The following is a 20,188-nucleotide window of genomic DNA, read 5'->3' as shown; positions in this document are numbered from 1 at the left end:
GGATCACGCTGTGGGGCTTCGGTTTGTGGTGGATGCTGATTGCGCTGCTGATCACCGGGCGTTACCTGCGCGCCGGGATCCCGTTCAACCTTGGCTGGTGGGGTTTCACCTTTCCGCTGGGCGTCTATTCTCTGGCAACGTTGAAACTGGGAAGCATATTGAACCTGGCGTTTTTCAATGCCTTTGGCTGTGTGCTGGTGGCGTTGCTGGCGGTGATGTGGCTGATCGTTGCCAAACGCACGGTACAAGGCGCGTGGCGGGGGGAGTTGTTTGTCTCGCCGTGCATTGCAGGTTTAAACAAATAACCGGGTAATGTGTGGCCTGGATCGGCGTGCGGCATTCCAATCACAGTATCCACGCCACTCTCTAACAACATCAGGGCACACGGAAGATGAGTCACCCCTCACAGTTCACCTTGCTTCGCACCCGGCGCTTCCTGCCGTTTTTCGTGACCCAGTCCCTCGGGGCATTCAACGACAACGTCTTCAAGCAATCGTTGATCCTCGCCATTCTGTACAAATTGACCATCGAGGGGGATCGCTCGATCTGGGTCAATTTGTGTGCGCTGTTGTTCATCTTGCCGTTCTTTCTGTTTTCGGCGTTGGCCGGGCAGTTTGGCGAAAAGTTCGCCAAGGATGCGCTGATCCGTCTGATCAAGCTCGGGGAAATCGCCATCATGGCGGTCGGCGCGGTGGGGTTTGTCTTCGATCACCTGTCGCTGATGCTGCTGGCGCTGTTCGCCATGGGCACGCACTCGGCGCTGTTCGGGCCGGTGAAATACTCGATCCTGCCCCAGGCCTTGCATGAAGAGGAGCTGGTGGGCGGCAACGGTCTGGTGGAAATGGGCACCTTCCTGGCCATCCTCGCCGGGACCATCGGCGCCGGGATCATGATGTCCTCCGCGCATTACGCGCCCATCGTGTCCACGGCGATCATCGGCATTGCCGTGCTCGGTTACCTGGCCAGTCGCAGCATTCCGCGGGCGGCGGCCTCATCGCCGGAAATGCGTCTGAACTGGAACATCTTCAGTCAATCCTGGGCCACCTTGAAACTGGGACTGGGGCAAACGCCGGCGGTGTCGCGCTCGATTGTCGGCAACTCGTGGTTCTGGTTTGTCGGGGCGATTTACCTGACGCAAATCCCGGCGTACGCCAAGGAATGGATGCACGGCGACGAAACCGTGGTGACGCTGATTCTTACCGTGTTTTCGGTGGGTATCGCACTCGGCTCGCTGCTCTGCGAAAGACTGTCCGGACGCAAAGTCGAGATCGGTCTGGTGCCGTTCGGCTCGTTTGGCCTGACGGTATTCGGATTGCTGCTGTGGTGGCATTCCGGCGGAATTCCCGAGAGTGTCGACGGCCATGGCTGGATCGAAATCCTCGGCTTTGGTCACACCTGGCTGGTATTGACCGACATTCTCGGTCTCGGGGTTTTCGGTGGTTTCTACATCGTGCCGCTGTACGCGCTGATTCAGTCGCGCACCCCGGAGAACGAGCGGGCGCGGGTGATTGCCGCCAACAATATTCTCAACGCGCTGTTCATGGTGGTCTCGGCGATTGTCTCGATCGTGCTGCTGAGCCTGGCCAAGCTGTCGATCCCGCACCTGTTCCTGGTGGTGTCGCTGCTGAACATCGGCGTCAACGCCTACATCTTCAAGATCGTCCCCGAGTTCAGCATGCGTTTCATGATCTGGCTGCTCAGCCATTCCATGTACCGCGTGGAGCATCGCAATCTGGAGCTGATTCCGGATGAGGGCGCGGCGTTGCTGGTGTGCAACCACGTGTCTTTCGTCGACGCGCTGCTGATTGGCGGCGCGGTGCGTCGGCCGATTCGCTTTGTGATGTATTACAAGATCTACAACCTGCCGGTGCTGAACTTTATCTTCCGCACGGCCGGGACGATTCCGATCGCGGGACGTCAGGAAGACATTCAGATTTACGAAAAGGCCTTCACGCGTATTGCTCAATATCTGAAGGACGGTGAGCTGGTGTGCATCTTCCCTGAAGGCAAATTGACCGCCGATGGCGAGATCAACGAGTTCAAGGGCGGGTTGACGCGGATTCTCGAAGAGACGCCGGTGCCAGTGATTCCATTGGCATTGCAGGGGTTGTGGGGGAGTTTCTTCAGTCGCGATCCCGACAAGGGCCTGTTCCGTCGATTGTGGTCGCGGGTGACTCTGGTGGCGGGGCCGGCGGTGGCGGTAGAAGCGGCGGAGCCGGCGAAGCTGCAAGGGATGGTCGGAGAGTTGCGCGGCGCTGTCCGCTGATCCCTGTCGATGCGGGCCGCTACTTTCGCGAGCCCGTGCTGGCGGGAGTCAGCCCGCCATCGCCAAGCGGTTGCGTCCCTCGCGCTTGGCCACATAAAGCGCGCTGTCGGCCCGGCGCAACAGGCTCTCGGCCGATTCGCCGGGCAACAGGGTCGAACAGCCGAGACTGACGGTCAGCTCGATCAAGTTGCCATCGGCCGAAAAATCCTTGGCTTGCGCCGCGAGTCGCAGGCGCTCGCCGACCATGGCGGCGGCTTCCCGGCCGGTGTTGGACAGCAGAATCAAAAACTCCTCGCCACCAAAGCGGAACACCATGTCCACGTTGCGCAGCTGGCTTTTGATCGAGGCGGCGACTCCCTTGAGCACGTCATCGCCAGCGCTGTGGCCATGGGTGTCGTTGATTTGTTTGAAATGGTCGATGTCCAGCATCAACAGCGACAAGGGCTGCAGATGCCGACGCGACATGTCGATTTCCCGTTGCAGCGTCTGGTCCATGGCAATGCGGTTGCCGGTGTCCGTGAGCGGGTCGCGCAGGGCGCTTTGGGTGGCGGCGCGGTAGAGCAGGGCGTTGCGCATCGGGTACAGCAATGCGGACAGCAGCGACTCAAGGTTGCCCAGTTCCTGCTCGCTGAAACGCTGATTGCGACGGAACACCAGTTCACCCAGCTGCTCGCCTTCGTGGCTGAGGGTGTAACTGATCGAGTGGTGGCCGCGCTGGCCGTATTCCAGGCGCAAGTCGCTGGCCTTGTGCTGGTAGCTCAAGGCGTCGAGCGGTACGAGGCGCTGAATTTCACGGTAGAAGAGCCCAAGAATGCGTTGCGGCTCAAGACTGGTTTGCAGCTGCAAACTCAGTTGCTGGCGCAATTGCGCAAGGCTGACCGGCCTCTCCAGAAGAGGGGGCTGCTGACCAAAGCCCAGGCGTTGCAATTTGGCGCTATCGAAGTCAATTGCGTTGGTCTGGGAAGGTGATTTCATATGGCGTGCGCCCCTAAGCAGTAAGGCTGTCTTACAGGCTGGGTGAGAGCGGCTTTGGGCTGCGCGTCATACTGGTCCATCAGTCCCGTAGGACATTTGGCGCAAGTCTAATCTGCTTTGCTGAAGATTAGTAACCTATCGACTCGAAGGCCTGCCCGACTGCTTTCACTCACTCGGCGTGTCTGAGCAGATATAGAGCGAAAGTCATGCCATTCGGTTCATTTGAATAAAAGCTGTTTAAAATCAATGCTTTGAAAGTATTTTTGGCTTTGTCTGGCCCGTTTCATGACATTTATTTGACTAAAAACAGCTGCGGTTGCGAGGCTTTTTAAGTGCCGTGACGGTAATTCGCCACGGCACAAAAGCGACGCACGGTGTTACTGCGCGTTGAATGCCTGGCCGTTGATGCCGGTGCTGTCCGGGCCCATCAGGTATAGGTAGACCGGCATGATCTCCTCGGGCGTCGGATTGTTCAGCGGATTTTCACCGGGATAAGCCTGGGCGCGCATGCTGGTGCGGGTGGCGCCGGGGTTGATGCTGTTGGAACGCACCGGTGCGACGGTGTCGACTTCGTCGGCCAGGGTTTGCATCAAGCCTTCGGTGGCGAACTTGGAGACGCCATAAGCGCCCCAATACGCACGACCCTTGCGGCCGACGCTGCTGGAGGTGAACACCACCGAAGCGTCCTGCGACAGTTTGAGCAGCGGCAACAGGGTGCTGGTGAGCATGAACATCGCGTTGACGTTGACTTGCATGACACGCATGAAGTTCTCGCCGGAGAGCTGTTCGATCGGCGTGCGCGGACCAATGATCGAGGCGTTGTGCAGCAAGCCGTCGAGGTGGCCGAATTCGGTCTCGATCATCGCCGCCAGCTCATCGTATTGATGGGGCAGGGCGGTTTCCAGGTTGAACGGGATTACCGCCGGTTGTGGATGACCGGCGGCCTCGATTTCGTCGTAGACCTGAGTCAGGTTGGCTTCGGTCTTGCCCAGCAACAGCACGGTGGCGCCGTGGGCGGCGTAGGTTTTCGCGGCGGCAGCGCCGATACCACGACCAGCGCCGGTGACCAGGATGACCCGGTCCTTGAGCAATTCAGGGCGGGCGGAATAATCAAACATAGAGAAACCTCAACAAATCAGAATACGCGCGACCGTTGCGCGGTCCTGTAGGAGCCGGCTTGCCGGCGATGGCGTTTCCAGCATCGCCATCGCCAGCAAGCTGGCTCCTACAAAGGCGGTTCAGCTCGGCGATTTCATAATCGCCATCGCCAGCAAGCCGGCTCCTACAAAGGCGGTTCAGCAGCTACAGAGGGCGCTATCCAAAACCTTGCGCAACTCCAGCGGATGATCGACCACCACATCCGCACCCCAATGCCGCGGGTTATCGTCCGGGTGAATGTAGCCAAAGGTCACGGCGGCGGTCTTGGTGCCGGCGTCACGACCGGATTCGATATCGCGCAGGTCATCACCTACAAACAGCACGCTGGCCGGATCGAGGTCGAGCATCTTGCACGCGAGGATCAACGGCTCCGGGTCCGGTTTGCTGTTCTTCACGTGATCCGGGCAAATCAGCAGCGCCGAACGCTCGGCCAGCCCGAGCTGCTGCATGATCGGCTCGGCAAACCGCAGAGGCTTGTTGGTGACCACGCCCCAGATCAGGTTGGCTTTCTCGATGTCGGCCAGCAACTCGCCCATGCCGTCGAACAGCTTGCTGTGCACCGCGCAGCCCACGAGGTAACGCTCCAGGAACTCCAGGCGCAGCTCTTCAAAGCCTGGCGATTCCGGGTCCATGCTGAACGTCACCGCGACCATCGCCTTGGCGCCGCCGGAGATCTCGTCGCGGATGTGCTTGTCGTTCATCGGCGGCAAGCCGCGGTCGGCGCGCATTGCCTGACAGATCGCAATGAAGTCCGGCGCGGTGTCGAGCAGCGTGCCGTCCATGTCAAAAAGGACTGCTCTGATACGCATCGACTTATTCCTCGCGCAGGGTCTGGATCATGTAGTTGACGTCCACGTCGGCCGCCAGTTTGTAGTGCTTGGTCAGCGGGTTGTACGTCAAACCGATGATGTCCTTGACGGTCAGGCCCGCCATGCGGCTCCAGGCACCCAGCTCGGAAGGGCGGATGAATTTCTTGAAGTCATGCGTGCCGCGCGGCAACAGCTTCATGATGTATTCGGCGCCGACGATGGCGAACAGGTACGCCTTCGGGTTGCGGTTGATCGTGGAGAGGAACACCTGGCCGCCCGGCTTGACCATTTTGAAGCAGGCGCGGATCACCGAGGAGGGATCCGGTACGTGCTCAAGCATTTCCAGGCACGTGACCACGTCGAACTGTTCCGGCATTTCTTCAGCCAGGGCCTCGGCGGTGATCTGCCGGTATTCGACGTTCACGCCCGACTCAAGCTGGTGCAGTTGAGCGACGGCCAGCGGCGCTTCGCCCATGTCGATGCCCATCACGGTCGCACCGCGTTGCGCCATGGCTTCGCTGAGGATGCCGCCGCCGCAACCGATGTCGAGGACTTTCTTGCCGGCCAGATTGACCCGTTCGTCAATCCAGTTGACCCGCAGCGGGTTGATGTCGTGCAGCGGTTTGAACTCGCTTTCGCGGTCCCACCAGCGATGGGCCAGGGCTTCGAATTTGGCGATTTCGGCGTAGTCGACGTTACTCATGGTTCATCCTCTAAAACTTGAAAAATCCTGTTGCCCCGGCGGTGAGTCCGGGGTGCTTACAATTCGGTGTGGCCGCTGATGCGCTGGCCCCAGGCCTTGGCGGTGGCGCACAGCTGTTCTTCATCCAGGCGGGTCAGGCGACGGTCATCGAGCAATTGCTTGCCACCCACCCACAGGTGTTTCACGCAGTCGCGACCGGTGGCATATATAAGCTGCGAAACCGGGTCGTAGACCGGTTGTTGCGCCAGGCCCGAGAGGTCGAACGCGACGATGTCCGCCGCTTTGCCGACTTCCAGCGAGCCGACGTCGGCCTCGATGCCCATGGCGCGTGCGCCGTTCAGCGTGGCCATGCGCAGCGCGCGATGAGCGTCCAGCGCGGTGGCCGAACCAGCGACGGCTTTGGCCAGCAACGCGGCGGTGCGGGTTTCGCCGAGCAGGTCGAGGTCGTTGTTGCTGGCCGCGCCGTCGGTGCCGACAGCCACATTGACGCCCGCCTGCCACAAACGTTCTACCGGGCAGAAACCGCTGGCCAGCTTCAGGTTCGACTCCGGGCAATGAATCACATTGGTGTTGCTTTCTACCAGCATCACCAGGTCTTCATCGCTGATCTGCGTCATGTGAACGGCCTGGAAACGCGGCCCCAGCAGGCCCAGGCGTGCCAGTCGGGCCAACGGCCGCTCGCCACGCTGCTCGACGGCTTGCTGTACTTCGAACGCAGTTTCGTGGACGTGCATGTGAATCGGCGCGTCCAGTTCTTCGGCGATCACCCGGATTTTCTCCAGGGTTTCGTCGCCCAAGGTGTAGGGCGCGTGGGGGCCGAAGGTGACTTTGATGCGCTCGTGGTGCTTGAGATCGTTGAACAGTTCGACGCCCTGACGAATGGCGTCATCCGCCGTGCCGGCGCCCGGGATCGGGAAATCGAGGATCGGAATCGCGATTTGCGCGCGTATGCCGCTGTTATGCACTCGTTCGCTGGCAACCTTCGGGAAGAAATACATGTCAGAGAAGCAGGTAATGCCACCTTTTATCTGTTCGGCGATGGCAATGTCGGTGCCATCGCGTACAAAAGCTTCATCGACCCATTTGGCTTCGGCAGGCCAGATGTGGTTTTCCAGCCAGGTCATCAGCGGCAGGTCATCGGCCAGGCCGCGGAACAGTGTCATCGCCGCGTGCCCGTGAGCATTGATCAGGCCGGGGCTGAGCAGCATGCCCGGCAGTTCGCGGACTTCGGTTGCGTTAAGCTTCAGCGCGGCGGACCGCGGGCCGATAAACACAATGCGCCCGTCGCGGATGCCCAGGCCATGCTCTTTGAGGACAACGCCAGCGGGTTCGACGGGTACCAGCCAGGTCGGCAGCAATAACAGGTCGAGCGCAGCGGCAGTGTTCGGCATCGAGGGTCGGTTCCAGTGCTTTTGTAAAGGATGGCGAAGTATACCCGAGCGTCTTCGCGGGGGGATCGCTATAATCGGCGGCTTTTGTTCATGAGTGCGGGGTGAAGGATGCGCGATCGACTGTTGGCTGCGGAGAAGGTGAAGGCCATCGATTGGCGTGATGGCGCCCTGTACCTGCTGGATCAGCGTATTTTGCCGTTCGAGGAAACCTGGATTGCCTACACCAGCGCGGCTGGCGTGGCCGAGGCTATTCGTTCGATGGTGGTGCGCGGCGCGCCGGCGATTGGTATCAGTGCCGCCTATGCCATGGTGCTTTCAGCCCGCGCCCGAATTCTCGAGGGCGGTGACTGGCAGGCCGCGTGGGAAGAGGATTACGCGTTGCTGGCCGATTCCCGTCCAACGGCGGTGAACCTGTTCTGGGCGCTGAGTCGCATGCGTGACCGCCTTGATCGTATCAAGGGCGATGCCGACCCTCTCGCGGCGCTGGAGGCAGAAGCCATCGCCATTCATGAAAGTGATCGCGAAGCCAACCTGACCATGGCGCAACTGGGTGTGGACCTGATCCGCAAGCACCAGGGCAACGCCCAGGCGATCCTGACCCACTGCAACACTGGCGCACTGGCCACCGGTGGTTTTGGTACGGCGCTGGGCGTCATTCGCGGGGCGTTCATCGAAGGCATGGTTGAGCGCGTTTATGCCGACGAAACCCGTCCCTGGCTGCAAGGTTCGCGACTGACGGCGTGGGAACTGGCCAACGAGGGCATCCCCGTGACCCTCAATGCCGACTCCGCCGCGGCTCACATCATGAAGACCAAAGGCATCACCTGGGTCATCGTCGGCGCCGACCGGATCACCGCCAATGGCGACGTGGCCAACAAGATCGGCACTTATCAACTGGCGGTCAACGCCATGCACCACGGCGTGCGCTTCATGGTGGTGGCGCCGAGTTCGACCATCGACATGAACCTGGCCAGCGGCGATGACATTCCGATTGAAGAGCGTGACGGGCGCGAGTTGCTGGAAGTCGGCGGCAAGCGGGTCGGGGCGGATGTGGATGCGTTCAATCCGGTGTTCGACGTCACCCCGGCAGATTTGATTGACGCGATCGTCACGGAAAAAGGCATCGTCGAACGCCCGGACACCGCGAAAATGGCGCAGTTGATGTGCCGCAAGCGGTTGCATTGATTGGCCGTGGCGTTCGAAAGGACGCCATCGCCAGCAGGCTGGCTCCCACAGGGTTTGTGATCGACACGGATCAAATGTGGGAGCCAGCCTGCTGGCGATTAGGGTCTGAAAGTCAATAAACATCTGTAATTCAGCCCCGGATTCTGCATTCGCAGCAGCTCTAAGCCCCTCTCGTCTCCTTCAAGCCTGCCATCAGTCAACTAACTACACTCCATGCGCATCTGGGGGATAGGTGCGTGGCGGCTCTTGTGATAACATCCGGCGTTTTCCGAGGCAGTCCCACGGGGTTGTCTTTACTGCGCAAATCCATGGCATAACTCGTTGATTTGTCGTAAGTCGGTGCATGGCACTCAGCCTGCAGCGGCGAGCTTCGTTCGTCCCATATGGATGTGACGAGGTTTCACCAGAAAAAGGAATCGAGCTTCTCATGGGCGAACTGGCCAAAGAAATCCTCCCGGTCAATATCGAAGACGAGCTGAAGCAGTCCTACCTCGACTACGCAATGAGCGTAATTGTCGGGCGGGCACTGCCGGATGCGCGCGATGGCTTGAAGCCCGTGCACCGGCGCGTGCTGTTCGCGATGAGCGAGCTGGGCAACGACTTCAACAAGCCGTACAAGAAATCTGCCCGTGTTGTCGGTGACGTGATCGGTAAGTATCACCCGCACGGTGATACCGCGGTGTACGACACCATCGTTCGGATGGCGCAGCCATTCTCGCTGCGCTACCTGCTGGTAGACGGTCAGGGCAACTTCGGTTCGGTGGACGGCGACAACGCCGCGGCCATGCGATACACCGAAGTGCGCATGACCAAGCTGGCGCACGAGCTGCTGGCTGACCTGCATAAAGAAACCGTGGACTGGGTGCCGAACTACGACGGCACCGAAATGATCCCGGCGGTCATGCCGACCCGTATTCCCAACCTGCTGGTCAACGGCTCCAGCGGTATCGCCGTGGGCATGGCGACCAACATCCCGCCGCACAACCTCGGTGAAGTCATCGACGGTTGCCTGGCGCTCATCGACAACCCTGAGTTGACCATCGATGAGCTGATGCAATACATCCCCGGCCCGGACTTCCCGACCGCTGCGATCATCAACGGTCGCGCTGGCATCATCGAAGCCTACCGCACCGGTCGCGGCCGCATTTACATGCGCGCCCGCTCGATCATCGAAGACATCGACAAGGTCGGTGGCCGTCAGCAGATCGTCATCACCGAACTCCCTTACCAGCTGAACAAGGCCCGTCTGATCGAGAAGATCGCCGAGCTGGTTAAAGAGAAGAAGCTCGAAGGCATCACCGAACTGCGCGACGAGTCCGACAAGGACGGTATGCGCGTTGTGATCGAGCTGCGTCGCGGCGAAGTGCCTGAGGTGATCCTCAACAACCTCTACGCCCAGACCCAGCTGCAAGCGGTATTCGGTATCAACATCGTTGCGCTGATCGACGGCCGTCCGCGGATCCTGAACCTCAAGGACCTGCTGGAAGCCTTCGTTCGTCACCGTCGCGAAGTCGTTACCCGTCGCACCGTGTTCGAGCTGCGTAAGGCGCGCGAACGTGGCCACATTCTGGAAGGCCAGGCGGTTGCCCTGTCGAACATCGACCCGGTCATCGCGCTGATCAAGGCCTCGCCAACGCCGTCGGAAGCCAAGGAAGCGCTGATCAGCACGCCTTGGGAATCCTCCGCCGTGGTGGCGATGGTTGAACGTGCCGGTGCCGACTCTTGCCGTCCAGAGACCCTGGATCCGCAATATGGTCTGCGTGAAGGCAAGTACTTCCTCTCGCCGGAACAGGCGCAAGCCATTCTGGAACTGCGTCTGCATCGCCTGACCGGTCTGGAACACGAAAAACTGCTGGCCGAGTATCAAGAGATCCTCAACCAGATCGGCGAGCTGATCCGCATCCTCAACAGCGCCACGCGCCTGATGGAAGTGATCCGCGAAGAGCTGGAAGTGATCCGCGCCGAATACGGCGACGTGCGCCGCACCGAAATTCTCGATGCCCGTCTCGACCTGACCCTGGGTGACATGATCCCGGAAGAAGATCGCGTCGTGACCATTTCCCACGGTGGCTACGCCAAGACCCAGCCATTGGCTGCGTACCAGGCCCAGCGTCGTGGCGGTAAAGGCAAATCGGCGACCGGCGTCAAGGATGAGGACTACATCGCTCACCTGCTGGTCGCCAACAGCCACACCACGCTGCTGCTGTTCTCCAGCAAGGGCAAGGTGTACTGGCTGAAAACCTACGAAATCCCGGAAGCGTCCCGCGCTGCCCGTGGTCGTCCGCTGGTCAACCTGCTGCCGCTGGACAGTGATGAATACATCACCACCATGCTGCCGGTCGAGGAATACACCGAAGGTCACTTCATCTTCATGGCCACCGCCAAAGGCACTGTGAAGAAGACCCCGCTGGAATCCTTCAGCCGTCAACGCAGCGTCGGTCTGATCGCGCTGGAACTGGACGAAGGTGACGTACTGATCTCTGCCGCCATTACCGATGGCGAGCGCGAAGTCATGCTGTTCTCCGACGGCGGCAAGGTCACTCGCTTCAAGGAAACCGACGTTCGTGCCATGGGCCGTACCGCTCGCGGTGTCCGCGGCATGCGTCTGCCGGAAGGCCAGAAGCTGATTTCCATGCTGATCCCGGAAGAAGGCAGCCAGATCCTCACCGCTTCGGCGCGTGGTTTCGGCAAGCGTACGGCGATCACCGAGTTCCCTGAGTACAAGCGTGGCGGCCAGGGCGTTATCGCCATGGTCAGCAACGACCGTAACGGCCGTCTGGTCGGTGCGGTCCAGGTGCTCGACGGCGAGGAGATCATGCTGATTTCCGACCAGGGCACGTTGGTTCGTACCCGTGTCGACGAAGTTTCCAGCCTGGGTCGTAACACCCAGGGCGTGACCCTGATCAAACTGGCCAGCGATGAAACGCTGGTCGGTCTGGAGCGGGTACAGGAGCCGTCGGAAGTCGAAGGCGAAGAGCTGGAAGGCGAAGAGGGTGCGGTGTTCGACGGCGAAGTCGTGATCGACGACGTTGTTGAAGACCAGCAACTCGATGCTGCCGCTGACGAAGAACCGCAAGAGTAAGCGGACAAACAGGGGGCGGATGAAAATTCGCCCCCTTGTTGTTTGTCCGAACGGAAAATTTCGATATCCAGGGACATCCCATGTGGGGGCGAGCCTGCTCGCGATGCAGGCGCCGCGGTACCTCTGAAGCACCGCGGTGATGCATTCGCGAGCAGGCTCGCTCCCACAGGTTTTCTGCTTCGGCAGGGACCCTGTGTCGATTGATGTTGTGATTTATTGCGTGATTACCACCAAATCAGAGCGAGATTGGATGTGAGCAAGAGAGCCTATAACTTCTGTGCCGGTCCTGCGGCACTTCCCGAAGCTGTCCTGCAGCGCGCCCAGGGTGAACTCCTTGATTGGCACGGCAAGGGTCTGTCGGTCATGGAAATGAGCCATCGCAGTGATGAGTTCGTGTCCATCGCTAACAAGGCCGAGCAGGATCTGCGTGATCTGCTGAATATCCCCTCGAACTATAAAGTGCTGTTCCTGCAAGGTGGCGCCAGCCAGCAGTTTGCTCAGATCCCTCTGAACCTGCTGCCGGAAAGCGGCACTGCCGACTATATCGACACCGGTATCTGGTCGCAGAAAGCCATCGAAGAAGCGTCGCGCTACGGCCACGTCAACGTTGCCGCAACCGCCAAGCCTTACGACTATTTCGCGATTCCCGGTCAGAACGAATGGAAGCTGTCGAAAGACGCGGCCTACGTTCACTACGCACCGAACGAAACCATTGGTGGCCTGGAATTCAACTGGGTCCCGGAAACCGGTGACGTTCCGCTGGTCGCCGACATGTCTTCGGACATCTTGTCGCGCCCGATTGATGTTTCTCGTTTCGGCATGATCTACGCCGGCGCCCAGAAAAACATCGGCCCGAGCGGCATCGTCGTCAACATCGTTCGCGAAGACCTGCTGGGTCACGCCCGTTCCCTGTGCCCGACCATGCTCAACTACAAGGTCGCGGCCGATAACGGCTCGATGTACAACACCCCGCCAACATTGGCCTGGTACCTGTCTGGCCTGGTGTTCGAGTGGCTGAAAGAGCAGGGCGGCGTCGAAGCCATCGGCAAGCTCAACGAAGTGAAACAGCGCACGCTGTACGACTTCATTGATGCCAGCGGCCTGTACAGCAACCCGATCAACAAGTCCGATCGTTCGTGGATGAACGTGCCGTTCCGCCTGGCTGACGATCGTCTGGACAAGCCATTCCTGGCCGGTGCCGACGAGCGTGGCCTGCTGAACCTCAAGGGTCACCGTTCCGTGGGCGGCATGCGCGCCTCCATCTATAACGCCGTCGATATCGTTGCGGTCAACGCACTGGTTTCGTACATGGCAGAGTTCGAGAAGGAACACGGCTAATGTCTGAGCAAGAACTCAAGGCACTGCGCCTGCGCATTGATGCCCTGGACGAAAAAGTCCTGGAGCTGATCAGTGAGCGCGCACGCTGCGCCCAGGAAGTTGCGCGAGTAAAGATGGCCTCGCTGGCCGAAGGCGAAGTGCCGGTGTTCTATCGTCCTGAGCGTGAAGCTCAGGTGCTCAAGCGTGTGATGGAGCGCAATCAGGGCCCGCTGGGCAACGAAGAAATGGCGCGGTTGTTCCGCGAAATCATGTCTTCGTGCCTGGCCCTCGAGCAGCCGCTGAAAGTGGCTTACCTCGGTCCTGAAGGCACCTTCACTCAAGCGGCGGCCATGAAGCACTTCGGCCACGCGGTGATCAGCAAGCCGATGGCGGCCATCGACGAAGTGTTCCGCGAAGTGGCGGCCGGTGCGGTGAACTTTGGCGTGGTCCCGGTGGAAAACTCCACCGAGGGCGCGGTCAACCACACGCTCGACAGCTTCCTCGAACACGACATGGTCATCTGTGGCGAAGTCGAGTTGCGGATTCACCACCATCTGTTGGTCGGTGAAAACACCAAGACCGACAGCATCAGCCGCATCTATTCCCACGCCCAGTCGCTGGCGCAGTGCCGCAAGTGGCTGGATGCACACTACCCGAACGTCGAGCGCGTCGCGGTTTCCAGCAACGCCGAAGCGGCGAAGCGGGTCAAGGGTGAGTGGAACTCGGCGGCGATTGCCGGCGACATGGCCGCAGGCTTGTACGGGCTGACCCGTCTGGCCGAGAAAATCGAGGATCGCCCGGACAACTCCACGCGATTCCTGATGATCGGCAGCCAGGAAGTGCCGCCAACCGGCGACGACAAGACGTCGATCATCGTCTCCATGAGCAACAAGCCGGGCGCGCTTCACGAGTTGCTGGTGCCGTTCCACGACAATGGCATCGACCTGACACGCATCGAGACACGTCCTTCGCGTAGCGGTAAATGGACCTATGTGTTCTTCATCGACTTCGTCGGCCATCACCGCGATCCGCTGGTAAAAGGTGTGCTGGAAAAGATCAGTCAGGAAGCAGTGGCACTTAAAGTGTTGGGTTCCTACCCGAAAGCCGTTCTCTAAGGGGTAGCAAATGAGTGGCAACTTCCTCGCTCTGGCACAGCCGGGCGTGCAACAACTGTCGCCTTACGTTCCGGGCAAGCCCGTGGACGAACTGGCGCGCGAGCTGGACATCGATCCGGCCAGCATCGTCAAACTGGCGAGCAACGAAAACCCGTTGGGCGCCAGTCCAAAGGCTTTGGCGGCCATTCGCGAAGAATTGGCCGAGCTGACCCGTTATCCGGATGGCAACGGTTTTGCGCTCAAGACCCTGCTGGCCGATCAGTGCCGCGTCGAACTGAATCAGGTAACGCTGGGCAACGGTTCCAACGACATCCTGGAACTGGTCGCGCGTGCCTATCTGGCGCCGGGCCTGAATGCGGTGTTCAGCGAGCATGCGTTCGCGGTCTATCCGATCGTCACCCAGGCCGTCGGTGCGACGGCCAAAGTGATCCCGGCCAAAGACTGGGGCCATGATCTGTCGGCCATGCTGGCCGCGATCGATGCCGATACCCGTGTGGTCTTCATCGCCAACCCGAACAACCCGACCGGAACCTGGTTTGGCGCCGAAGCGCTGGACGAGTTCCTGCAGGATGTGCCGGAGCACGTGCTGGTGGTGCTGGACGAGGCCTACATCGAATACGCCGAAGGCAGCGACTTGCCGGATGGTCTGGATTTCCTGGCGGCGTACCCGAACCTGCTGGTTTCGCGCACCTTCTCCAAGGCCTATGGCCTGGCGGCGTTGCGCGTTGGTTACGGCTTGTCCACGGCGGTGGTTGCCGACGTGCTGAACCGTGTGCGTCAGCCGTTCAACGTCAACAGCCTGGCCCTGGCCGCTGCGTGCGCTGCGCTGCAGGACGCCGAGTACCTGGCTGAAAGTCGCCGCCTGAACGAAGCCGGCATGCTGCAGCTGGAAGCGGGTTTCCGTGAGCTGGGGCTGAGCTGGATCCCGTCTAAGGGCAACTTCATTTGCGTCGATCTCGGTCGTGTTGCCTTGCCGGTCTTCCAGGGCTTGCTGCGTGAAGGCGTGATAGTGCGTCCGGTGGCCAACTATGGCATGCCGAACCACTTGCGCATCACCATCGGCCTGCCGGCGGAAAACAGCCGCTTCCTTGAGGCGCTGACCAAGGTTCTGGCTCGTGGTTGATGTCACTGCTCTGCAATCTGCTGAACCTATGATCGGTCGCCTGGTGGTGGTCGGTCTGGGGTTGATCGGCGGTTCGTTTGCCAAGGGGCTACGTGAAAGCGGCCTGTGCCGCGAAGTGGTGGGCGTCGATCTCGATCCGCAGTCGCGCAAGCTCGCGGTCGAGTTGGGCGTGGTGGATCGCTGCGAAGAAGACCTGGCCGTTGCCTGCCAGGGCGCGGACGTGATTCAACTCGCGGTGCCGATCCTGGCCATGGAAAAGATGCTCGGCCGGTTGGCCGGCATGGACCTTGGGCAAGCGATCCTGACGGATGTCGGCAGTGCCAAGGGCAACGTCGTGCGCGCCGCGACCGAAGCGTTTGGCGGCATGCCGGCGCGTTTCGTGCCGGGCCATCCGATTGCCGGTTCCGAGCAGAGCGGGGTGGAAGCCTCCAATGCCGAACTGTTTCGTCGCCATAAAGTGATTCTGACGCCGCTGGACCAAACCGATCCGGCCGCGCTGGCCGTGGTCGACCGGTTGTGGCGTGAGCTGGGCGCCGATGTCGAGCACATGCAGGTCGAGCGTCACGACGAAGTGTTGGCGGCGACCAGCCATTTGCCGCACTTGCTGGCGTTCGGTTTGGTCGATTCGTTGGCCAAGCGCAATGAAAACCTTGAGATCTTCCGTTACGCTGCCGGCGGTTTCCGCGATTTCACGAGAATCGCGGGAAGTGACCCGGTCATGTGGCACGACATCTTCCTCGCCAACCGCGAAGCTGTCCTGCGCACGCTTGATACATTTCGCAGCGACCTCGACGCCTTGCGCGACGCGGTCGATGCAGGGGATGGGCACCAATTGTTGGGCGTGTTCACGCGCGCCCGGGTTGCCCGCGAACATTTCAGTAAAATCCTGGCTCGCCGGGCTTATGTGGACGCTATGAACTCCAACGACCTGATTTTCCTGGGACAACCTGGTGGCCGCCTGACTGGGCGGATTCGTGTACCGGGCGATAAGTCTATTTCCCACCGTTCGATCATGCTCGGCTCCCTGGCCGAAGGCGTCACCGAAGTCGAAGGCTTCCTCGAGGGCGAAGACGCTCTGGCGACCTTGCAGGCCTTCCGCGACATGGGTGTCGTGATCGAAGGTCCGCACCACGGTCGCGTGACCATCCACGGCGTCGGCCTGCATGGCCTGAAGCCTGCGCCGGGCCCGATCTATCTGGGCAACTCCGGCACTTCGATGCGTCTGCTGTCCGGCCTGCTGGCTGCGCAGAACTTCGACAGCACCTTGACCGGTGATGCCTCGCTGTCCAAGCGTCCGATGAATCGCGTGGCCAATCCGCTGCGTGAAATGGGCGCCGTGATCGAGACCGCCGCTGAAGGTCGTCCACCGATGATCATTCGTGGCGGTAACAAGCTCAAAGGCCTGACCTACACCATGCCGATGGCCAGTGCCCAGGTTAAATCCTGCCTGCTGTTGGCCGGCCTGTACGCTGATGGCAAAACCACCGTCACCGAGCCTGCACCGACGCGCGACCACACCGAGCGCATGCTGCGCGGCTTCGGCTACCCGGTCAGCGTCAACGGCGCTACGGCGTCGGTCGAATCCGGGCACAAGCTGACCGCGACCCACATTGAAGTGCCGGGCGATATTTCGTCGTCGGCGTTCTTCCTGGTGGCGGCGTCCATTGCCGAAGGTTCCGAACTGGTGCTCGAGCATGTCGGCATCAACCCGACCCGTACCGGCGTGATCGACATTCTGCGTCTGATGGGCGCTGACATCACCCTGGAAAACCAGCGTGAAGTCGGCGGCGAACCCGTAGCGGACCTGCGCGTGCGTGCAGCTAAACTCAAAGGTATCGAGATTCCCGAAGCGCTGGTTCCATTGGCCATCGACGAATTCCCGGTGCTGTTCGTGGCAGCGGCCTGTGCCGAAGGGCGCACCATCCTGCGTGGCGCCGAAGAATTGCGCGTCAAGGAATCGGACCGGATCCAGGTCATGGCCGATGGCTTGCTGGCACTGGGCGTCAAATGCGAACCGACCCCGGACGGCATCATCATCGACGGCGGCCTGATCGGCGGCGGCGAAGTGCATGGTCACGGCGATCACCGGATTGCCATGGCTTTCAGCGTGGCATCGCTGCGTGCCACTGCGCCAATTCGCATCCATGACTGTGCCAACGTCGCAACGTCGTTCCCGAACTTCCTGGCGCTGTGCGCGCAGGTCGGTATCCGTGTTGCACAAGAGGCTCAGTCGTGAAAAACATCGCACCGGTCATCACCATCGATGGGCCAAGCGGCTCCGGCAAGGGCACGGTAGCTGGCATTCTGGCCAAGCGTCTGGGCTGGAACCTGCTGGATTCCGGTGCGCTTTATCGGTTGCTGGCCTTCGCTGCGCATAATCACGGCGTCGACCTCACCAATGAAGAATTGCTGAAAAAACTTGCCGCTCATCTGGATGTGCAGTTCATCGCGGCGACCGACGGTCAGTTGCAGCGCATCATTCTCGAGGGCGATGAAGTCAGCGATGTGATTCGCACCGAAAGCATCGGCTCCGGCGCCTCGCAAGTCGCGGCGTTGCCCGCAGTGCGCGAGGCGCTGCTGCAGCGCCAGCGTGCATTCCAGGAAGCGCCTGGCCTGGTGGCCGATGGTCGCGACATGGGTACGGTGGTTTTTCCGGATGCACCGTTGAAGATTTTCCTTACCGCCAGTGCCGAGGAGCGTGCGCGCCGTCGATACTTGCAGTTGAAGGGCAAAGTCGATGGTGTTAGTCTGTCGAGTCTGCTAGATGAGATACGTGCACGCGATGAGCGTGACACCCAGCGAGCGGTAGCCCCGCTCAAACCGGCGGCTGACGCCATACAGCTGGATTCCACGGAATTATCCATCGACCAGGTGCTGGAACGCATCATGAGCGAGATCGCCATTCGCGATATCGCCGGGTGACCAAGAAGGCCGCAGGGGACCAGTCATAGTCCTGTGGCGCTTCTTTTAAATGAAACTAACCCACACCGTCTGGGGTGTGGAGATGGGCGTATTCTTCGCCCTCATCAACAGGAATTAAAATGAGCGAAAGCTTTGCGGAACTCTTTGAAGAAAGCCTAAAAACCCTGAACCTTCAGGCAGGCTCCATCATCACCGGTGTTATCGTTGATATCGATTACCAAGCTCGCTGGGTAACCGTTCACGCTGGCCTGAAGTCTGAAGCACTCATCCCGCTTGAGCAGTTCTACAACGACGCTGGCGACCTGACTATCAACGTCGGTGACGAAGTTCACGTTGCGCTGGACTCGGTTGAAGACGGCTTTGGTGAAACCAAGCTGTCCCGTGAAAAAGCCAAGCGCGCTGAATGCTGGATTGTTCTGGAAGCTGCCTTCGCAGCCGAGGAAGTGGTCAAGGGCGTTATCAACGGTAAGGTTAAAGGCGGCTTCACTGTCGACGTTAACGGCATCCGTGCGTTCCTGCCAGGTTCCCTGGTTGACGTCCGTCCTGTGCGCGATACCACGCACCTGGAAGGCAAAGAGCTGGAATTCAAGGTCATCAAACTCGACCAGAAACGCAACAACGTTGTCGTTTCCCGTCGCAGCGTCCTCGAAGCCGAGAACTCCGCCGAGCGTGAAGCTCTGCTGGAATCCCTGCAGGAAGGTCAGCAAGTCAAAGGTATCGTCAAAAACCTCACCGATTACGGCGCATTCGTCGATCTGGGTGGCGTGGACGGCCTGCTGCACATCACCGACATGGCTTGGAAGCGCATCAAGCATCCTTCCGAGATCGTCAACGTTGGTGACGAAATCGACGTTAAGGTTCTGAAATACGATCGCGAACGCAACCGTGTTTCCCTGGGCCTGAAGCAACTGGGCGAAGATCCATGGGTTGCTATCAAAGCCCGTTACCCAGAAAGCACTCGCGTTACCGCTCGTGTAACCAACCTGACCGACTACGGCTGCTTCGCTGAGCTGGAAGAAGGCGTTGAAGGTCTGGTACACGTTTCCGAAATGGACTGGACCAACAAGAACATCCACCCTTCGAAAGTCGTACAAGTCGGCGACGAAGTGGAAGTTATGGTTCTGGACATCGACGAAGAGCGTCGTCGTATCTCCCTCGGCATCAAGCAGTGCAAATCTAACCCATGGGAAGATTTCTCTGGCCAGTTCAACAAGGGCGATAAAATCTCCGGCACCATCAAGTCGATCACCGATTTCGGTATCTTCATTGGTCTGGACGGCGGCATCGACGGTCTGGTTCACCTGTCCGACATCTCCTGGAACGAAGTGGGCGAAGAAGCCGTTCGCCGCTTCAAGAAGGGCGACGAGCTGGACACCGTTATCCTGTCGGTTGACCCAGAGCGCGAGCGTATCTCCCTGGGTATCAAGCAACTGGAAAGCGATCCGTTCTCCGAGTACGTTCAAGAGAACGACAAAGGCGCAATTGTTAAAGGCATCGTGAAAGAAGTTGACGCTAAAGGCGCCATCATCACTCTGGCCGACGATATCGAAGCGACTCTGAAAGCCTCCGAAATCAGCCGTGACCGCGTTGAAGACGCGCGCAACGTTCTGAAAGAAGGCCAGGAAGTAGAAGCCAAGATCATCAGCGTTGATCGTAAGAGCCGCGTAATTCAGCTGTCGATCAAATCGAAAGACGATGCTGAAGAGAAAGAAGCCATCCAGAGCCTGAAAACTGCTCCGGAAGGTGAAGCTGCTGCTGACACCACCATGGCGGCACTGCTGCGCCAGGCAATGGCCAAACAGAACTAAGTTCTGCTTGATCATTAAAAAGGGCGACTTCGGTCGCCCTTTTTTGTGCCTGCGATTTGGTGTGTGCGGTAACCACATCGCACGACATTGTTCGCCCGTGAAACCAATAGCCCCCAAAAGCTGTCTCTTTCTTTAATCGGATCAATCGTTTATTTACAGCTAGTCTTTAGTCAGAAGCGAACGACAGTCGGGCAGGGCGCCCGGCATAAGGAAATGAATGAACAAGCTCGTTGTCGCACTAGCCGTTCTGACATTGGCGGGTTGTACCACTAATGCGAAGACTCACGCCTCACGTGGGGTTAGTGGTATCGAGATCGATTGTTCGGGGTTGGGG

Annotated in this window: 14 protein-coding genes and 1 pseudogene; 10 read left to right on the top strand and 5 right to left on the bottom strand. The window is 59.8% G+C overall.

Features of this window, described 5'->3' with window-relative positions; genetic code table 11:
- A pseudogene (locus KGB25_RS28630) lies at positions 1–305 on the top strand (C4-dicarboxylate ABC transporter); the annotation flags it as partial.
- A gap of 86 nt (positions 306–391) precedes the next feature.
- On the top strand, positions 392–2,266 hold the full coding sequence (locus tag KGB25_RS28625) for an MFS transporter (RefSeq protein ID WP_223437710.1): 1,875 nt from the start codon (positions 392–394) through the stop codon (positions 2,264–2,266).
- Between the two features lie 48 nt (positions 2,267–2,314).
- Here the strand turns inward: KGB25_RS28625 and KGB25_RS28620 are convergent, their stop codons facing one another.
- The 5 genes from KGB25_RS28620 to KGB25_RS28600 form a co-directional block, all read right to left on the bottom strand.
- Positions 2,315–3,241 (bottom strand): GGDEF domain-containing protein, encoded by a 927-nt coding sequence (locus KGB25_RS28620; RefSeq protein WP_008031811.1) that lies wholly within the window; start codon positions 3,239–3,241, stop codon positions 2,315–2,317.
- A 377-nt stretch (positions 3,242–3,618) separates the two neighbouring features.
- Positions 3,619–4,359: a YciK family oxidoreductase gene (locus KGB25_RS28615; RefSeq protein WP_008031809.1), complete on the bottom strand. Its 741-nt coding sequence runs from the start codon at positions 4,357–4,359 to the stop codon at positions 3,619–3,621.
- A gap of 177 nt (positions 4,360–4,536) precedes the next feature.
- Positions 4,537–5,208, bottom strand: coding sequence for an N-acetylmuramic acid 6-phosphate phosphatase MupP (mupP, locus tag KGB25_RS28610; protein WP_008031808.1), 672 nt, complete (start codon positions 5,206–5,208; stop codon positions 4,537–4,539).
- A gap of 4 nt (positions 5,209–5,212) precedes the next feature.
- A complete protein-coding gene (gene ubiG, locus KGB25_RS28605) occupies positions 5,213–5,911 on the bottom strand; it encodes a bifunctional 2-polyprenyl-6-hydroxyphenol methylase/3-demethylubiquinol 3-O-methyltransferase UbiG (protein WP_008031806.1) in 699 nt (232 codons plus the stop codon).
- A gap of 56 nt (positions 5,912–5,967) precedes the next feature.
- Positions 5,968–7,302 (bottom strand): TRZ/ATZ family hydrolase, encoded by a 1,335-nt coding sequence (locus KGB25_RS28600; RefSeq protein ID WP_192226144.1) that lies wholly within the window; start codon positions 7,300–7,302, stop codon positions 5,968–5,970.
- Between the two features lie 108 nt (positions 7,303–7,410).
- On the opposite strand from KGB25_RS28600, the gene mtnA reads away from it, so the two are divergent.
- From mtnA to rpsA, 8 genes are all read left to right on the top strand, one after another.
- Positions 7,411–8,487 carry an S-methyl-5-thioribose-1-phosphate isomerase gene (gene mtnA, locus KGB25_RS28595; protein ID WP_008031801.1) on the top strand — a complete coding sequence of 359 codons (1,077 nt, stop codon included), beginning with the start codon at positions 7,411–7,413 and terminating at the stop codon, positions 8,485–8,487.
- A 427-nt stretch (positions 8,488–8,914) separates the two neighbouring features.
- Positions 8,915–11,569 carry a DNA gyrase subunit A gene (gyrA, locus tag KGB25_RS28590; RefSeq protein ID WP_192226146.1) on the top strand — a complete coding sequence of 885 codons (2,655 nt, stop codon included), beginning with the start codon at positions 8,915–8,917 and terminating at the stop codon, positions 11,567–11,569.
- Between the two features lie 252 nt (positions 11,570–11,821).
- Positions 11,822–12,907, top strand: coding sequence for a 3-phosphoserine/phosphohydroxythreonine transaminase (gene serC, locus KGB25_RS28585; protein WP_008042110.1), 1,086 nt, complete (start codon positions 11,822–11,824; stop codon positions 12,905–12,907).
- On the top strand, positions 12,907–14,001 hold the full coding sequence (gene pheA / locus KGB25_RS28580) for a prephenate dehydratase (RefSeq protein WP_007899727.1): 1,095 nt from the start codon (positions 12,907–12,909) through the stop codon (positions 13,999–14,001). The genes serC and pheA overlap by 1 nt, the downstream gene beginning before the upstream one ends.
- Before the next feature lie 10 nt (positions 14,002–14,011).
- Positions 14,012–15,124, top strand: coding sequence for a histidinol-phosphate transaminase (gene hisC, locus KGB25_RS28575; RefSeq protein ID WP_008031795.1), 1,113 nt, complete (start codon positions 14,012–14,014; stop codon positions 15,122–15,124).
- A 28-nt stretch (positions 15,125–15,152) separates the two neighbouring features.
- Positions 15,153–17,360 (top strand): bifunctional prephenate dehydrogenase/3-phosphoshikimate 1-carboxyvinyltransferase, encoded by a 2,208-nt coding sequence (locus KGB25_RS28570; RefSeq protein WP_230427588.1) that lies wholly within the window; start codon positions 15,153–15,155, stop codon positions 17,358–17,360.
- Entirely contained in the window at positions 17,357–18,046 is a 690-nt protein-coding gene (gene cmk / locus KGB25_RS28565; protein WP_008031791.1) for a (d)CMP kinase, read from the top strand. The genes KGB25_RS28570 and cmk overlap by 4 nt, the downstream gene beginning before the upstream one ends.
- A 119-nt stretch (positions 18,047–18,165) precedes the next feature.
- A complete protein-coding gene (gene rpsA / locus KGB25_RS28560) occupies positions 18,166–19,854 on the top strand; it encodes a 30S ribosomal protein S1 (RefSeq protein ID WP_008031789.1) in 1,689 nt (562 codons plus the stop codon).
- The last annotated feature ends 334 nt before the right edge of the window (positions 19,855–20,188 follow it).

Origin of the sequence: Pseudomonas sp. BF-RE-21 (assembly GCF_019947305.1) — a bacterium.
Taxonomy (GTDB): domain Bacteria; phylum Pseudomonadota; class Gammaproteobacteria; order Pseudomonadales; family Pseudomonadaceae; genus Aquipseudomonas; species Aquipseudomonas migulae.
This window is presented reverse-complemented; position numbering and strand designations above follow the sequence as displayed.

Excerpts from the sequence above, each read along its gene's own strand:
- KGB25_RS28625 (WP_223437710.1), top strand. The coding sequence starts at position 392 with ATGAGTCACCCCTCACAGTTCACCTTGCTTCGCACCCGGCGCTTCCTG.
- KGB25_RS28600 (WP_192226144.1), bottom strand. The coding sequence starts at position 7,302 with ATGCCGAACACTGCCGCTGCGCTCGACCTGTTATTGCTGCCGACCTGG.
- KGB25_RS28570 (WP_230427588.1), top strand. The coding sequence starts at position 15,153 with ATGATCGGTCGCCTGGTGGTGGTCGGTCTGGGGTTGATCGGCGGTTCG.
- hisC (WP_008031795.1), top strand. The coding sequence starts at position 14,012 with ATGAGTGGCAACTTCCTCGCTCTGGCACAGCCGGGCGTGCAACAACTG.
- KGB25_RS28620 (WP_008031811.1), bottom strand. The coding sequence starts at position 3,241 with ATGAAATCACCTTCCCAGACCAACGCAATTGACTTCGATAGCGCCAAA.
- pheA (WP_007899727.1), top strand. The coding sequence starts at position 12,907 with ATGTCTGAGCAAGAACTCAAGGCACTGCGCCTGCGCATTGATGCCCTG.
- mtnA (WP_008031801.1), top strand. The coding sequence starts at position 7,411 with ATGCGCGATCGACTGTTGGCTGCGGAGAAGGTGAAGGCCATCGATTGG.
- ubiG (WP_008031806.1), bottom strand. The coding sequence starts at position 5,911 with ATGAGTAACGTCGACTACGCCGAAATCGCCAAATTCGAAGCCCTGGCC.
- rpsA (WP_008031789.1), top strand. The coding sequence starts at position 18,166 with ATGAGCGAAAGCTTTGCGGAACTCTTTGAAGAAAGCCTAAAAACCCTG.
- mupP (WP_008031808.1), bottom strand. The coding sequence starts at position 5,208 with ATGCGTATCAGAGCAGTCCTTTTTGACATGGACGGCACGCTGCTCGAC.
- KGB25_RS28615 (WP_008031809.1), bottom strand. The coding sequence starts at position 4,359 with ATGTTTGATTATTCCGCCCGCCCTGAATTGCTCAAGGACCGGGTCATC.
- gyrA (WP_192226146.1), top strand. The coding sequence starts at position 8,915 with ATGGGCGAACTGGCCAAAGAAATCCTCCCGGTCAATATCGAAGACGAG.